The organism is Holzapfeliella saturejae (genome assembly GCF_037546065.1).
In the GTDB taxonomy this organism is placed as follows: domain Bacteria; phylum Bacillota; class Bacilli; order Lactobacillales; family Lactobacillaceae; genus Holzapfeliella; species Holzapfeliella saturejae.
Genome location: NZ_JAWMWG010000001.1, coordinates 352335 through 368068 on the forward strand (window position 1 = coordinate 352335; position 15734 = coordinate 368068).

At 35.4% G+C, this 15734-nt stretch carries 12 protein-coding genes and 2 pseudogenes; 7 read left to right on the forward strand and 7 right to left on the reverse strand.

Annotated features, from left to right (window positions below):
- Positions 1-81 precede the first annotated feature (81 nt).
- A complete protein-coding gene (locus R4Y45_RS01660) occupies positions 82-1050 on the forward strand; it encodes a ribose-phosphate diphosphokinase (RefSeq protein WP_339968636.1) in 969 nt (322 codons plus the stop codon).
- 44 nt (positions 1051-1094) lie between these two features.
- Here R4Y45_RS01660 and R4Y45_RS01665 read toward each other — a convergent pair whose 3' ends face one another.
- A complete protein-coding gene (locus R4Y45_RS01665; protein ID WP_339968639.1) occupies positions 1095-1700 on the reverse strand; it encodes a nitroreductase family protein in 606 nt (201 codons plus the stop codon).
- Positions 1701-1792: 92 nt separating this feature from the next.
- A pseudogene (locus R4Y45_RS01670) lies at positions 1793-2450 on the reverse strand (NAD(P)H-dependent oxidoreductase).
- A gap of 128 nt (positions 2451-2578) precedes the next feature.
- On the opposite strand from R4Y45_RS01670, the gene R4Y45_RS01675 reads away from it, so the two are divergent.
- The gene (locus R4Y45_RS01675) at positions 2579-3001 is read left to right on the forward strand and encodes an Rrf2 family transcriptional regulator (protein ID WP_339970236.1); all 423 of its coding nucleotides are present in this window, start codon (positions 2579-2581) and stop codon (positions 2999-3001) included.
- Positions 3002-3013: 12 nt separating this feature from the next.
- Here R4Y45_RS01675 and R4Y45_RS01680 read toward each other — a convergent pair whose 3' ends face one another.
- The 5 genes from R4Y45_RS01680 to R4Y45_RS01700 all read right to left on the reverse strand — a co-directional run bounded on the left by R4Y45_RS01680 (position 3014) and on the right by R4Y45_RS01700 (position 9024).
- Positions 3014-3973, reverse strand: a complete 960-nt coding sequence (locus R4Y45_RS01680) for an ABC transporter permease (RefSeq protein WP_339968641.1) — start codon at positions 3971-3973, stop codon at positions 3014-3016.
- Positions 3973-5040 carry an ABC transporter permease gene (locus R4Y45_RS01685; protein ID WP_339968643.1) on the reverse strand — a complete coding sequence of 356 codons (1068 nt, stop codon included), beginning with the start codon at positions 5038-5040 and terminating at the stop codon, positions 3973-3975. The genes R4Y45_RS01680 and R4Y45_RS01685 overlap by 1 nt, the downstream gene beginning before the upstream one ends.
- Before the next feature lies 1 nt (position 5041).
- Positions 5042-6613 (reverse strand): ABC transporter ATP-binding protein, encoded by a 1572-nt coding sequence (locus R4Y45_RS01690; protein ID WP_339968645.1) that lies wholly within the window; start codon positions 6611-6613, stop codon positions 5042-5044.
- Positions 6614-6754: 141 nt separating this feature from the next.
- The gene (locus R4Y45_RS01695; protein ID WP_339968647.1) at positions 6755-7804 is read right to left on the reverse strand and encodes a BMP family lipoprotein; all 1050 of its coding nucleotides are present in this window, start codon (positions 7802-7804) and stop codon (positions 6755-6757) included.
- 179 nt (positions 7805-7983) lie between these two features.
- Positions 7984-9024 (reverse strand): BMP family lipoprotein, encoded by a 1041-nt coding sequence (locus R4Y45_RS01700; RefSeq protein ID WP_339968649.1) that lies wholly within the window; start codon positions 9022-9024, stop codon positions 7984-7986.
- Between the two features lie 228 nt (positions 9025-9252).
- On the opposite strand from R4Y45_RS01700, the gene R4Y45_RS01705 reads away from it, so the two are divergent.
- The 5 genes and pseudogenes from R4Y45_RS01705 to R4Y45_RS01725 all read left to right on the forward strand — a co-directional run.
- Positions 9253-9882 (forward strand): GntR family transcriptional regulator, encoded by a 630-nt coding sequence (locus R4Y45_RS01705; RefSeq protein WP_339968651.1) that lies wholly within the window; start codon positions 9253-9255, stop codon positions 9880-9882.
- Positions 9883-9972: 90 nt separating this feature from the next.
- On the forward strand, positions 9973-11205 hold the full coding sequence (locus R4Y45_RS01710) for a quaternary amine ABC transporter ATP-binding protein (RefSeq protein WP_339968654.1): 1233 nt from the start codon (positions 9973-9975) through the stop codon (positions 11203-11205).
- An 11-nt stretch (positions 11206-11216) separates the two neighbouring features.
- The gene (locus tag R4Y45_RS01715; protein WP_339970237.1) at positions 11217-12965 is read left to right on the forward strand and encodes an ABC transporter permease/substrate binding protein; all 1749 of its coding nucleotides are present in this window, start codon (positions 11217-11219) and stop codon (positions 12963-12965) included.
- 366 nt (positions 12966-13331) lie between these two features.
- Entirely contained in the window at positions 13332-14564 is a 1233-nt protein-coding gene (locus R4Y45_RS01720; protein WP_339968656.1) for a quaternary amine ABC transporter ATP-binding protein, read from the forward strand.
- Positions 14564-15511: pseudogene (locus R4Y45_RS01725) on the forward strand (ABC transporter permease); the annotation flags it as partial. The gene R4Y45_RS01720 and the pseudogene R4Y45_RS01725, both read left to right, overlap by 1 nt.
- Positions 15512-15734: the final 223 nt, after the last annotated feature.

The following is a 15734-nucleotide window of genomic DNA, read 5'->3' on the forward strand; positions in this document are numbered from 1 at the left end:
AGCATTTTTTAACTATTGACGACATTTATTTGGTAAACTAGAATTGAAAAATAACAAATATAAAGGTGAGATTTAATAATTATGTCGACATCAAAACATTCGATTAAGTTACTGGGACTAAATGGGAACTTGCCGTTAGCTGAAAAGATTGCAGCTAAAATCGGTGCTCCTTTACTTGAAACAAGTACACGTCACTTTAGTGATGGTGAAATTCAAGTGAACATTGATGAAACCATTCGTGGTGATGATATTTATGTGATTCAATCATTACAAGATCCAATTAATGAAAACATCATGGAAACATTGATTGTGATTGACGCATTAAGACGTGCTTCTGCACATGAAATTAACGTGGTACTTCCTTATTTTGCTTACTCTCGTGCAGATAGAAAAACGCATTCAAGAGAACCAATTACAGCTAAATTATTGGCTAATATGATTGAAGAAGCTGGTGCAGATCGTGTGATTACACTTGATTTACACGCTGATCAAATCCAGGGATTCTTTGATATTCCAGTTGATCATTTACAAGCTATTCCAATCTTAGCCAAATATTTCATCTCTAAACGTTTTGAAGAAGAGGATATTGTGATTATCTCACCTGATCATAGTGGAACAAAACTAGCGAGAAGATTTGCGGAATACTTTAATGCCCCAATTGCGATTATTGACCAACGTGGCCCACATTATGACACAGAGGCGGTCAAAGATGTTATTGGAGATGTTGAAGGCAAAAAAGCAATTATAGTTGATGATATGATTGATACAGGTGTGCGTTTTGCCTATGCTTCTAAATCATTATTAGCAGCTGGTGCAAAACAAATCTATGCTGCTGCAACTCACGCTTTACTATCTAGCGGGGCAAGCGATTTATTAAATGAAGCGCCAATTGAAGAAATTGCAGTTACGGATTCAATTGAGTTACCAGCAGAACAATATCCAGAAAAAATCAAACGTTTATCTGTGGATTATTTATTTGCCAATGCTATTGAACATATCTATGATAAAAAATCAATACATTCAGTTTTTGAAGAACAACAAAAACTATAAAAAAATAAAGTGCACGATGTGCACTTTATTTTTTTGCTTTAAATTTAGTTTTCAAAAACTTTGAAACGGTCGTCATCGTTCATTTCTGAACGTCCACCTGCAGGGTTTTCGATTGAACCAAAAGGCATTTCAGCTCTTAATACCCAGTTTTCTGGGATATCGAATGCTTCTTTAATTTTGTCATCGATAATTGGATTGTAGTGTTGAATGTTAGCTCCGATATTATTTGAAGCTAAAGCAGCCCAAACGCTATACTGAGCACTTCCAATACCTTGTTCGCTCCAATCGTAGATATTATCAGCATACATCGCAAAATCTTTTTTACTTTGTTCAACATCATTTGAGTCAGTAAAGTAAAGAATTGTTCCAATACCATTCTTGAAAGATGACACACGTTGTTTTGATTGTTCGAATGCAGCATCGTCTTTAATAATGCCTCTTAAAACATCAATGGTAATGTCCCAAACTCTATCTGATGAGTCACCAAACAAAATGACAGCACGTGTTGATTGGTTGTTAAAGGCTGTTGGTGATTCCTTAACTGCTTCTTTAATAACAGTTGAGATTTCTTCTTTAGATTGTGAAACGTTCTTTCCTAGAGCGTAGATGGTACGACGTTTTTTCATTAAATCGATAAATGAGTTATTCATATAAAGCACCTCTTGTATTTATTTTTTAGTTGTTACTTTTTATATCACAACTTTATTGTAAGAGTAGTTAGGTTATTTGTCAATCAAAAAGATTAATCAATTACTTCATAGACTTCAGATAGTGGTAGGCGTTTTTTAGGTGTGATTTCTTCGTCACGGTAACCAAAACCAGCCATTAACGAAACCCCAAATTCTTCGCGATTTAAGATACCTTTTTTGTTCAAGATAAGTTTCTACTTGATCAATATTAAATCCTTCAATTGGACAGCTATCAATATCTAAAAAGGCAGCAGTTGTCATCATATTAGCTAAGGCAATATAAGTTTGTTTAGCAGCCCAATGATAAAGGTCGTGAGCATTATCTAATTTAAAGTCATTTTTTTGGAAACTATCAACGCGTTTTAAAAAAGGTGATTCAGGGTCATAAGTTCTTTGACTAACGTTTTCGATAAAATGTTTAACATAGTCGCTTTTTGGTTGAACATCTTTGCGTGCTAAGAAAATAACAAAATGGCTAGCACCATTTAAACTTGCATTAGCTCCCCAAGCAATATCTTTTAAATCTTCTTTGATTGTTTCGTTTTCAATTAATAAAAATTTCCAAGGAGAAAAACCAAGAGAACTAGGAGATAAACGGCCAGATTCTATAATAGTGTGCCAATCTTCGTTGTTGATTTTTTTAGTACCATCAAATGATTTGGTAGCATATCTGCGGTTCATTACTTCTAAAATTTGTTCATTTTTACTCATGAAAAGGCCTTCTTTCTTATTTTTTATAAGTATAATTAGTTTAACGTACTTTTGTTAATGAATCAATTAGGGTATAGTAGTAAAAGATAGTAGACAATTATTGATGATTTAAACAGGAGGCTGGTATTATCGCAAATACTAAATTTAGTAATGCTGTTTATATTCTAGTAGCGATTGCGACTAGTGAAAATGAACAGTTATCTAGTCAAAAAATTGCAGCTCAATTCAATAGTTCAGCTTGTGTGGTTAGACGCATCATGTCTGAATTGAAAAAGAGCCAATTAATTAACTCAACTCGAGGGTCAGCCAAAACAACGATTTCAAAAGAGCCTCAAGAAATCACGTTATATCAAATTTTTAAGGCCGTGACACCTGATTATAAAATTTTAAATGTGGATGAAAAGGTTGATCAATCCTGTCCGTTAACACGTGCAGTGCCAGAAGTGTTGAAGACAAGATATGAAATTATGCAACAGACAATGGAGAATCAACTCAAAGAACAAACATTACAAGATATTATTGACGATATCAAAAAAACACAATCTCAATGAGATTGTGTTTTTTTATTTAGACTTAATAAAGGTTTCGCCGTCTGCTTTTGGTGCAGTAGATTTACCGATAAAGAAGGCAAGTACAACGATTGTAATTAAGTATGGGGCAACTTTGAAGACAACGTCGTTCCAGCCTGAAATAACTGGAATGTAAGCACCTACAATTGATAAACTTTGAGCGAATCCAAAGAATAAGGCAGCAAACATGGCACCAATTGGATTCCATTTACCAAAAATCATTGCAGCAAGCGCCATAAATCCTTGTCCAGCAATTGTTGAAACGTTGTAATTTAAGGTGATAGCTTGGGACATAATTGCACCACCAATACCACCAAGAAGACCTGAGATTAAAACAGCTGAATAACGCATTTTGTAAACGCTAATTCCTAATGTATCTGCAGCTTCTGGGTTTTCACCAACAGATCTTAAACGTAAACCAAAGCGAGTCTTGTAAAGAACCCACCAAGAAACAAAGGCTAGTAAGATACCAATCCAACCAATAATCAAAGTATTGCTGAAGAAAATCTCACCAATAATCGGAATATTAGAAAGAACAGGAATGTCAGTTGTTGACATATTTTGTTGGATAATAGGTGTTTGACCTTTACCTTCATAAATAACTTTAGTTAAGAAAACCGCAGCAGCAGGTGCTAACATATTTAGTACAGTACCACTGATAATGTGGTTAGCACGTAGGTTAACGGTAGCTACAGCATGGACAATTGAGAAAAGTAATCCAAAAATACCACCAACTAAAAGTGCCAACCAAGGTGTTGATGCACCAAATGTTTCATTGAATGAGATACTGAAAACAGTTGAAGCAAAGGCACCAATTACCATAATTCCTTCAAGTCCAACGTTAACAATTCCACCACGTTCAGAAAAAGTCCCACCTAGTGATGTAAAAATAAGCGGAGAAGCATAAATTAAAGTTGTCGAAACGATTGTCATTAAAATGGTCATAGTATTCATTATGCTTTACCTCCTTTAGCTTTGTTTGTTTTCATTTTTTTAGAAATATATTCGAATAGGTAACTTGCACCGACAAAGAAGATGATTAGTGCAATCACAATATCAACAATTTCTGAAGGGGTGTTTGAAACGACAGGAATATTTAAACCACCGATTTTTAGTGAGGCAAATAATAGTGAAGCAAACACAATTCCGATAGGATTACCATAAGCTAGTAAGGCAACGGCTAATCCATCAAATCCGACTGCCGGTGTACCAGCTAGAACTAAGATGTTTTGGTAGTTACCAATTCCATCAACAGCCCCACCAATACCAGCAAGTAGCCCAGATAATGTCATCGCTAAAATAATCACTTTTTTAGTACTCATACCTGCATATTTTGAAGCGTCAGAATTCAAACCGATAGAACGGATTTCATACCCAACTGTTGTTTTCTTCATAACAAAAGCAATAATAATAGCAATCACGATTGCGATGAATAAACCATAGTGGAAAGTTGAATTATTTGTTAATTCCATCAAAAACGGTGAACGTAATGAAGCACTTTGTGGGATTGATTGACTATAGTCAGCATCGCCATTTGCTAAGAATGATTTTACAATCCAGTTAGATAGGTATAAAGCGATGTAGTTTAGCATAATAGTTGTAATAACTTCATTTGTTTTTAGGTAAGCACGTAAGACACCTGCGATTCCTGACCAAATACCACCAGCGATTGCACCAGCAGCAATTGATCCGATAATCAAAACAAATCCAGGTAGTGAAGGGAAAGATAACACAAACCAGATAGAAGATAGCCAACCGACTAGGTATTGACCAGCTCCCCCGATATTGAAGAATCCAGCAGAAGTAGCTACAGAAAATCCAAGACCAGTTAAAATTAAAGGTGTTGCTTGACGAAGAGTTTCACCAATTGAGTTAGGATCTCCCCAAGCTCCCATGAATAGAGCTTCATAAGTCATGATAGGGTCATATCCTAAACACAACATAATAATTGCACCGAGTATAAAACCGGCTAGTATCGAAATTAAAGGTATACTTAAACGACTTTTCCAATTCTTTGACATATTATTTATCTGCTACCTTTCGTTTGCTTTTTTTGATTTTATCAAGCGGTGTTCCGGCCATCATCAAACCAAGTTCTTGTTCAGAAGTTTTACTTGCTTCAACAATTCCCATGTTTTCACCGTTATGCATCACTAAGATACGGTCAGAAACATTTAGAATTTCATCTAATGAAAAACTAACAAGTAAGACACCATTGCCTTTATCACGTTGATCAACAAGGCGCTTATGAATGTATTCAATCGCACCAACATCAAGTCCACGAGTTGGATTAGCTGCGATTAATAATTTAGGATTGCGTTCAACCTCACGAGCAATAATGACTTTTTGTTGATTACCACCTGAAAGTGCGGCTGTTGCGCTTTTTTCTGAAGAAGTACGGATATCAAATTGTTCAATTAAATGACGAGCATGTTCATTCATGTAGTTGTAGTTTAAAACACCGTGAGCAGAATCAGGTTTACGGTAGTAACTTTGTAGGGCAATATTTTCAGATACCGTCATTGGTAAAATTAACCCAAAACGTTGTCTATCTTCAGGAATATGACCAAGACCAGCTTCAGTTACTTGTCGTACTTTCAAGTTGGTAATATCTTGGTTATCAAGTGTAATAGAGCCAGATGCAGATTTTTCAAGCCCACTGATTGCTTGCACTAGTTCACTTTGACCGTTACCGTCAACACCGGCAATTCCTAAAACTTCGCCAGCATGAACATCAAAACTAAGGTTCTTAACACGTTCAACTTTTTGGCTGTCTCTAACCGATAAGTTTTCGATTTTAAGAACGGCTTCACCAGGTTTTGATTTTGTTTTATCGGTTTTGAAGCTAACTTCACGACCAACCATCATATCGGCTAGTTGCTGTTCAGATGAATCTTTAACTAAAACACTACCGATAATTTGTCCACGACGGATAACGGTACATTCATCAGCAACTTCTTTGATTTCATCTAACTTGTGGGTAATCAAGATAATTGATTTACCTTCTTGGACCATTTCTTTCATGATGGCCATTAATTCAGTGATTTCAGATGGTGTTAAAACAGCTGTAGGTTCATCAAAAATTAAGATGTTAGCATCACGATAAAGTAATTTCAAAATTTCAACACGTTGTTGCATACCTACGGAAATATCTTGAACTTTTGCATCTGGATCAATTTCTAAATGATACTTTTCGGATAAGTCCATGATTTTTTGTCTAGCTTGTTTAAGGTTCAAAATTCCAGCCGCTTTAGTTGGTTCTGCTCCTAAAACAATGTTTTCAATAACGGTAAAGTCGTCTACTAGCATGAAATGTTGGTGAACCATCCCAATTCCGAGATTGTTGGCGTCTTTTGAAGAAGTCATTTCAACTTTTTCACCATTAACGAAAACGTCACCACTAGTAGGTTGATACAAACCAGATAAAACATTCATCATGGTAGACTTACCCGCACCGTTTTCACCTAGAAGTGCGTGGATTTGTCCTTTTTTAATTTTTAAATTAATGTCATTGTTGGCTTTAAAATCACCAAACGCTTTTGTCATGTGCTTGAGCTCAATCGCACATGAAGCTTGATCAAAATTTGATTGCATCTGTTGTAACTCCTTCGTCATCCATTTATTACTACTATTATATCGAAAAATAACCAATTGTTAAATAAAGGTTAAGCATAAAAATAAGAGCTGAAGTTAGTTTCAGCTCTTACTATTTGGTGATGAGTTAAAAAACTAAGATTATGGTTTTTCAGGAACAGTTACTTTTCCATCAATAATATCTTGTTTAGCTTGTTCAACTTTGTTCCAAATATCAGTTGATAGTTGACCTTTTGAAATATCAACACCGTTTTCTTTTAGTCCAAAGACTTTATGTTGTTTACCAGGGAAGTTGCCAGCAAGAGTTTCATTTGAAACTTCTTCAACAACTGTATTTAAGGCTTTAATTGATGAAGTTAGTGTTAAGTTACCACCATCATATTGACCTTCTTCAGTTTGATCACGGTCACAACCCACAACGTAAACATCTTTACCACTCTTACGAGCATCTTTTGCACTAGAGAAAACGCCAAGTCCAGCACTACCGGCAGCTTGATAAATTGCATCATTACCATTGTTGTACATTGCAGTTGCAATTGATTTAGCAACATCGGCTTTATCAAATGCGCCAACGTATTTGACGTCAACTTGAATATCAGGAACAGCAGCTTTAGCACCAGCTACATAACCTGCTTCAAAACGATTAATAACTTCACCTTTAACACCGCCGACAAAACCAATTTTTTTAGTTTTACTATTTAAAGCAGCTGCCATACCAGCAAGGTAAGCTGATTCATTATCTTTAAAAGTTAATGAAGTTACATTATCTAAATCAGGAACCACAGTATCAATAATTGCAAATTTAGTATTTGGATTTTGTTTGGCACCATCAGTTACGGCTTTATCAAGCTTGTAACCGATAGCATAAATTAAGTTGTAATTGTTTTTAATGAGTTTGTTGATGTTAACAGGATAGTCAGAATCTTGATGAGATTGAACATAATCATAACCACCTAAACCTTTAGTTAAGTTGTGTTCTTTACCCCATTTGGTTAATCCTTCCCAAGCAGATTGGTTAAATGATTTATCGTCAACTCCGTTTAGGTCAGTTAATAAAGCAACGGCTAATGAGTTATCTTTATTTTTAGACTCAGAATTGTTTGAAGCCGAACGATTGGTACAGGCAGATAATGGAATGATAATTCCAAGGGCTAAGATAGCTAAGCTTATTTTTTTGATTAATTTATTCATGATTTCCTCCGTTATAGACGTATCGTCTAAAATGATTACATGAATATAATAACAGAACAGGATAAAATAAAAAAGTAAAAACTGTATGTTTTTTGATATAATTCGATTAATGTTCGTATTTTATTATTTTGGTGCTAAAAAAACAACTAGCTTCAACTAGTTGTTTTTTAGTTTTATCATTATTGAATAGTAATTTTATCTGCCATAATGTCTTGTTTAGCTTGTTCAACTTTTGCCCAAGCATCATCAGATAGTTGGCCCTTAACTAAATCAACACCATCTTCGTTAAGTCCATAGATTTCGTGTTTTCCACCAGGGAATTCGCCATTTGCATTTTTATCTGCAACATCTTTGATAACGCTTGAAAGGTTTTTAATAGAAGAAGTTAGCGTAACATTTCCACCACTGTATTGACCTTCGTCAGTTTGATCACGGTCAGCACCGATAACCCAAACTTTATTACCACTTTTTGCTGAATCTTTGGCAACAGAGAAGACACCTGTACCTGTTTCACCAGCAAGTTGATAGATAACATCAACACCTGTGTTGTACATTGCAGTTGCCATTGATTTACCTAAGTCAGCACGGCTGAATGAACCAGCGTATTTAATATCGATTGAAATATCAGGGTTAACTGATTTAGCACCAGCGCGGTAACCACGTTCAAAGTTTCCTAAAACTTCACCTTGAACACCACCGATATAACCGATTTTGTTGGTTTTTGTTGTAAGAGCTGCAGCAACACCAGCAAGATAAGCTGCTTGATCATCTTTGAAAGTAAGTGATGCAACGTTTGCTTGGTCAGCAATCACGTCATCAACAATCGCAAAGTTAGTATTTGGATTTTGTTTAGCAGCATCACCAATTGATTTAGATAAACGGTAACCAACACCAAAAATCATTTGGTATTTGTTCTTAATTAGATTGTTAATTTGAGAAGTTAAATCTGAGTCTTGTGTTGCAGCTGCATAGTTGAAACCACCAACACCTTTACTCAAGTTTTTTGATTGTCCCCATTGTTGAAGACCTTCCCAAGCAGATTGGTTGAAAGATTTATCATCAATACTACCTAAAACTGTAACAGCTGTAGGTGTTTTAAATGTTTGATTAACTTCACTAGTTGTTTGAGTGGCTTGCTTTGAGCGGTTTGTACAACCTGTTAAAGCTAGTGAAACAACAGCTAGTGTTGAAATAATTCCAAAAAGATAACGCTTTTTCATATATAGAGACCTCCGAAATAATTAAAATAGTAAAAATATTCAAAACCTCAAACATGTTACTAAATTTTTTTATTTAAATCAAGTAATATTAGAAATATTATTAAGGAAATCAAACACTAGCGGTCACAACAACTTAAATAGTCTGTTGTCACTTTGGGTAATCTTGTGGTAGTATTTCTAAGGAGTAATGTAAATTATGTCATCATATTATGGTAGGAGTTGTTTTTTATGGCGAATGCAACACAATCAGTACAGCCAAGATACCAACAAATTGCAATCGGCATTGCGGAAAGAATTGTAGAAGGTCGATATGTTGAAGGTGAAAAATTAAGAGCACGTTCAACGATAGCCATGCAATTTCAAGTTTCACCAGAAACCGCTAGAAAAGCAATTACAATTTTAGCCGATCTTTCTATTGTAGAAGTTAAACATGGATCGGGATTTTTTGTTTCTTCAAAAGCTCGTGCACAAGAGTTTATTAAGCAGCATCAAGATGTTAGAAGTTTAACAACGATTAAACAAGATCTTAATCACAGTATTAAACGTCAACAATCAGAATCAAAAGAATTCATTACATTATTGAACAAATTAGTTGATCAAACTAAACGTTTTAATGAAGATAATACGTTAATTCCTTATGAACTGTTAGTCACAGAGGATTTTGAAGATCATTCAAAAAATATTAGTGAACTGAACTTTTGGCACAATACAGGTGCGACAATTGTTGCAGTAAAACACAAAAATAAAATGATTGTTTCCCCAGGTCCTTTAGCTAAAATTGAAGTGGGCGATGTTATCTATTTTGTAGGTGATGAGTTCGCTTATCAAAGAGTCGTTAACTTGCTCATGTCGAGGTAGTCTGAGGGCGTTTATTTGACAAAAGTGACCCTAGGTGTTTTAATAATGTGGTCACTTAAGAAATTAAGACAAAAATATATGGAGGTAACCATGCCAGTAGTAGAAGTTAAAAATTTAACAAAAGTCTTTGGTAAAAAATCTAAAGCGGCTCTAGAAATGGTTAAAGATAAGAAAAGTAAAAACGAAATTTTACGCGAAACAGGGTCAACTGTAGGGGTCTATGATGCAAGTTTCAAAGTCGAAAAAGGTGAAATCTTTGTTATCATGGGTCTTTCAGGATCCGGTAAGTCAACATTGATTCGTTTAATCAATCGTCTGATTGAACCAACAGATGGTTCAGTTATGGTCGATGGCGATGATATTGCTAAAGTAGATAAAGACAAATTACGTGAAATTCGCCGTACTAAAATGAGTATGGTTTTCCAAAACTTTGGTCTTTTCCCAAACCGTACAATTCTAGAAAATACAGCTTACGGATTAGAAATTCGTGGCGTTGAAAAAGAAGAACGTAATAAACGTGCTGAAGAAGCACTTAAAAACTTACACTTATATGATTTTAAAGATCAACTACCTAGTCAATTATCAGGTGGTATGCAACAACGTGTGGGTCTGGCTCGTGCGCTTGCTAATGATCCAGAAGTTTTATTAATGGACGAGGCTTTCTCAGCTCTTGACCCATTGATTCGTAAAGAAATGCAAGATGAATTGCTAGAATTACAACAAAGACTACGCAAAACAATCATCTTCATCACTCACGACTTGAACGAAGCTCTTCGTTTAGGTGACAGAATTACAATCATGCGTGATGGTCAAATCCAACAAATTGGTACAGGAGAAGAAATTTTAACAAGCCCTGCTAACGAATATGTTAAAACATTCGTTCAAGACGTTGATTACTCACGTGTGTTAACTGCACAAAATATTATGGAACCTGCTTCATTGTTGAACATTCAAGCAGAAGGTCCAAATATTGCATTGCGTCGTATGAAGCACGATCGTGTTTCAATGCTGCTTGCTGTTGACCGTGACCGTAAGTTGCAAGGTGTTATCACAGCTGAGGCTGCACGTGATGCTAAAAATACAGGAAAAGATTTAGTAGAATATCTAGATACTTCAATTCCTACAATTGCAAAAGATACAACTGTTAACGATATCTTTAATATCATTTACGATGCAAAAACACCAGTTGCTGTTACAGAAAACGGAAAAGTTTTAGGTGTTGTTATTCGTGGTAGCGTTATTGAAGCACTAGCAGATGAAGATGCTGAAAGTATCGATACTAATGATATTGTGGATGTTCAACCTGAAAAGGGGGATAAATAATGTTATTCAACATGTCAGTTCCTCAACTGCCAGTTGCTGATTGGGTTGAAGCTATTACGCAATGGCTAACAACCACTCTTTCTGGTTTGTTTGGATTTATTCAAACAGTAGGTCAAGGCTTAATGAACGGTATTACTAACTACCTAACATGGATTAATCCTTTCGTGATGATTGCCATTGTTGTAATTGGTGCGTTCTTTATTTCAGGACGTAAGTTCGGTTTAGCCGCATTTAGCTTAATTGGATTACTGTTTGTTGAAAACCAAGGTGCTTGGAGCGACTTAATGAGCACATTTACCTTGATTCTGGTCTCAAGTTTACTAGCTGTAATTATTGGGATACCACTTGGTATTTGGTCATCAAAAAGTAACGGTGCACAAGCTGTTATTACACCAATTCTTGACTTCATGCAGACAATGCCAGGTTTCGTTTACTTGATTCCTGCTGTTGCTTTCTTCGGCATTGGTGTTGTACCTGGTGTATTTGCATCAGTTATCTTTGCACTACCACCAACAGTTAGAATGACAAACTTAGGTATCCGTCAAGTTCCGGGTGAATTAGTTGAAGCTTCTGAATCATTTGGTTCAACAGCTAGCCAACGTTTATTCAAGCTTGACTTGCCACTTGCTAAAAACACGATTATGGCTGGTGTTAACCAAACAGTGATGTTGTCACTTTCAATGGTTGTTATTTCATCAATGATTGGTGCACCAGGTCTTGGACGTGGTATCTTATCATCTGTTCAAAGAGCGCAAGTGGGTAGTGGGTTTGTTAACGGACTATCTATCGTTATTCTAGCGATTATTATTGACCGTTATACACAAGGTCTTAACCGTATTATGAGTGAAAATATTGCTGATGAAGCTGCTCGCCAAACGAAAAAACGTAACCGTCTAATTGGTACTATTGTTGCATTAGTTGTATTAGTAGGTGGATTTATTACACAAACAGTTGTAGCTAGTCAATCAGGTACAACATCAAAAGGTAATATCACACTAGCCTACTTTGAAATGGACGATGCTGTGGCAACCACAAACGTAGCAGCACAAATCTTGAGAGATGCTGGTTATAATGTTGATGCAACACCACTAGATAATAGTGTTATGTGGCAAGCAGTTGCTAACAAGCAAGCCGATGCATTACTTGCTGGTTGGTTACCATTAACTCATAAAGCACAATACGAAAAATTCAAAGATCAATTAGATTTATTGGGTGCAAACTATGAAGGTGCGCAATTAGGATTAGTTGTGCCATCATATATGAACGTTAACTCTATTGATGATCTTAAAGATCAAGCGAACAAAACAATTGTAACTAATGAGCCTGGTTCAGGTGCGACTGCCGCAACTAAATCAGTAATCGATCAATATGCTAACCTAAAAGACAATGGTTGGAAGATTGAATCATCATCTACAGGTGCAATGGCTGTTTCACTAGGACAAGCTATTAAAAACCACAAAGAAATTATTATTAGTGGTTGGACACCTCACTGGATTTTTGGTGAATATGATGTCAAATTCTTACAAGATCCCAAAAAAGGATTTGGTGAATCAGAAACAATTAATACCTTTGCTCGCCAAGGATTAAAAGATGATAAGCCAGAAGCTTACAATATTCTAAAACAATTCAAGTGGAGTGACCAAGATATTAATGAAGTAATGCTTGCAATCCGTGCAGGTAAGTCACCACAAGATGCTTCAAAAGATTGGATTTCAAAAAATCAAGATAAAGTTAATACTTGGATTAACAGTAGCAAATAACTAAAAAAATCACCTACAACACTTTTTGTAGGTGGTTTTTTACTAAAAAGTGACTATATTTGTCACTTTGAAAGTGACTATATTTGTCACTTGGGTACAAAATATGGTAATATATACCTGTCAAGAAATTCAGAATAACTTATCGAAAATTTTTGATTTTCAGATTATGAAAAACGTGAGTTTCCTTATTTAACAAGGTTTTTACTCGAGGTTATTCAGGTTGTTATTCTAAAATCAGTGTATTATTAAATTAATATAAGATGAAAAAACAAACTATACATTAGTAGTAATCTTGACAAAAAGTGCCTTTTTATGATTATATGTTATAGTCTGTTAATCATCTTAACAAAATTTATGGAGGTAACCATGCCAGTAGTAGAAGTTAAAAATTTAACAAAAGTCTTTGGTAGAAAAACTAAAGCCGCTCTAGAAATGGTTAAAGATAAAAAGAGTAAAAATGAAATCTTGCGTAAGACCGGTGCAACTGTAGGGGTTTACGATGCAAGTTTCAAAGTTGAAAAAGGCGAAATCTTCGTTATCATGGGTCTTTCAGGATCTGGTAAATCAACATTGATTCGTTTGATTAACCGTTTAATTGAACCGACAGATGGTTCAGTTATGGTTGATGGCGATGACATCGCTAAAGTAGACAAAGATAAATTACGTGAAATTCGCCGTACTAAAATGAGTATGGTATTTCAGAACTTTGGTCTTTTCCCAAACCGTACAATTCTAGAAAATACAGCTTACGGATTAGAAATTCGTGGTGTTGAAAAAGAAGAACGTAACAAACGTGCAGGAGAAGCTCTAAAGAACTTACACTTGTACGACTTTAAAGATCAACTACCTAGTCAATTATCAGGTGGTATGCAACAACGTGTGGGTCTGGCTCGTGCGCTTGCTAATGATCCAGAAGTTTTACTAATGGACGAAGCTTTCTCAGCTCTTGACCCATTGATTCGTAAAGAAATGCAAGATGAACTGTTAGAATTACAACAAAAATTACACAAAACAATCATCTTCATTACTCACGACTTGAACGAAGCTCTTCGTTTAGGTGACAGAATTACAATCATGCGTGATGGTCAAATCCAACAAATTGGTACAGGGGAAGAAATTTTAACAAGCCCTGCTAACGAATATGTTAAAACATTCGTTCAAGACGTTGATTACTCACGTGTGTTAACTGCACAAAATATTATGGAACCTGCTTCATTGTTGAACATTCAAGCAGAAGGTCCAAATATTGCATTGCGTCGTATGAAACACGATAAGATTTCAATGTTACTTGCTGTTGATCGTGACCGTAAGTTACAAGGTGTTATCACAGCTGAAGCTGCACGTGATGCTAAAAACACAGGAAAAGATTTAGTAGAATATCTAGATACTTCAATTCCTACAATTGCAAAAGATACAACTGTTAATGACATTTTCAATGTTATTTACGATGCTAAAACACCAGTTGCTGTTACAGAAAATGGTAAAGTTTTAGGTGTTGTTATCCGTGGTCGAGTAATCGAAGCATTAGCTGATGAAGATGCTGAAAGTATCGACACTAATGATATTGTAGATGTTCAACCTGAAAAGGGGGATAAATAATGTTACCTAACATGTTAATTTCACAATTACCAGTTGCAGACTGGGTTGAAACAATAACAGATTGGTTAACCAATACACTAGCTCCACTATTTAACTTCATTCAAACAATTGGTCAAGGATTGATGGATTGGATGACGGGTTACCTAACATGGATTAACCCATTTGTTATGATTGCAATCGTTGTAATCGGTGCGTTCTTTATTTCAGGACGTAAGTTTGGTTTAGCAGCTTTTAGTTTAATTGGACTACTATTTGTACTAAATCAAGATTTATGGTCAGACTTAATGAGTACATTTACATTGGTACTTATCTCAAGTTTGGTTTCTGTTATTATTGGTGTACCTCTTGGTATTTGGTCATCAAAAAGTGATCGTGCACAAGCTGTTATCACACCAATTCTTGACTTCATGCAGACAATGCCAGGTTTCGTTTACTTGATTCCTGCTGTTGCTTTCTTCGGTATCGGTGTTGTTCCTGGTGTATTCTCATCAGTTATCTTCGCGTTACCACCAACAGTTAGAATGACAAACTTAGGTATTCGCCAAGTTCCTGAAGAACTTGTTGAAGCTGCTGAATCATTTGGTTCAACAGGAAGCCAACGTTTATTCAAACTAGATTTACCACTTGCTAAAAACACAATTATGGCTGGTATCAACCAAACAATCATGTTGTCACTATCAATGGTTGTTATGTCATCAATGATCGGTGCTCCTGGTCTTGGACGTGGTGTTTTATCAGCTGTACAAAGAGCACAAGTTGGTACAGGTTTCGTTAATGGTATTTCACTAGTTATTCTAGCAATTATCATTGACCGTTATACACAAAACATTAACCGTCTAATGTCAGCTGAATCAAAAGCAATTGACAAAGATGCAAAAGTAAAACAAATGAAAGTACGTCGCGGTGTTTTAATTGGATCAATCGTAGTAATCGTAGTTAGTGCAATTGTTCAAGCAGTGATGGGATAATCATTTAGTTACACGAGATATGTTAATTTATTGAGAAGAGAAAAAAGAATTAATTTATTACTTTATTTGAGAGCATGAATCAATTCTTCTTATCAACTCTTTGAATCAGCATTTTGACATTTTGATAATAAATAAAAATACGCTCTCTGGCTTTTTTAGAGAGCGTATTTTTTTAGATACATAGGTATTTAAATATGGAGGA

Coding starts and splice junctions, on each gene's coding strand:
- R4Y45_RS01660 (WP_339968636.1), top strand. CDS start 82: ATGTCGACATCAAAACATTCGATTAAGTTACTGGGACTAAATGGGAAC.
- R4Y45_RS01665 (WP_339968639.1), bottom strand. CDS start 1,700: ATGAATAACTCATTTATCGATTTAATGAAAAAACGTCGTACCATCTAC.
- R4Y45_RS01680 (WP_339968641.1), bottom strand. CDS start 3,973: ATGAATACTATGACCATTTTAATGACAATCGTTTCGACAACTTTAATT.
- R4Y45_RS01685 (WP_339968643.1), bottom strand. CDS start 5,040: ATGTCAAAGAATTGGAAAAGTCGTTTAAGTATACCTTTAATTTCGATA.
- R4Y45_RS01690 (WP_339968645.1), bottom strand. CDS start 6,613: ATGCAATCAAATTTTGATCAAGCTTCATGTGCGATTGAGCTCAAGCAC.
- R4Y45_RS01695 (WP_339968647.1), bottom strand. CDS start 7,804: ATGAATAAATTAATCAAAAAAATAAGCTTAGCTATCTTAGCCCTTGGA.
- R4Y45_RS01700 (WP_339968649.1), bottom strand. CDS start 9,024: ATGAAAAAGCGTTATCTTTTTGGAATTATTTCAACACTAGCTGTTGTT.
- R4Y45_RS01705 (WP_339968651.1), top strand. CDS start 9,253: ATGGCGAATGCAACACAATCAGTACAGCCAAGATACCAACAAATTGCA.
- R4Y45_RS01710 (WP_339968654.1), top strand. CDS start 9,973: ATGCCAGTAGTAGAAGTTAAAAATTTAACAAAAGTCTTTGGTAAAAAA.
- R4Y45_RS01715 (WP_339970237.1), top strand. CDS start 11,217: ATGTCAGTTCCTCAACTGCCAGTTGCTGATTGGGTTGAAGCTATTACG.
- R4Y45_RS01720 (WP_339968656.1), top strand. CDS start 13,332: ATGCCAGTAGTAGAAGTTAAAAATTTAACAAAAGTCTTTGGTAGAAAA.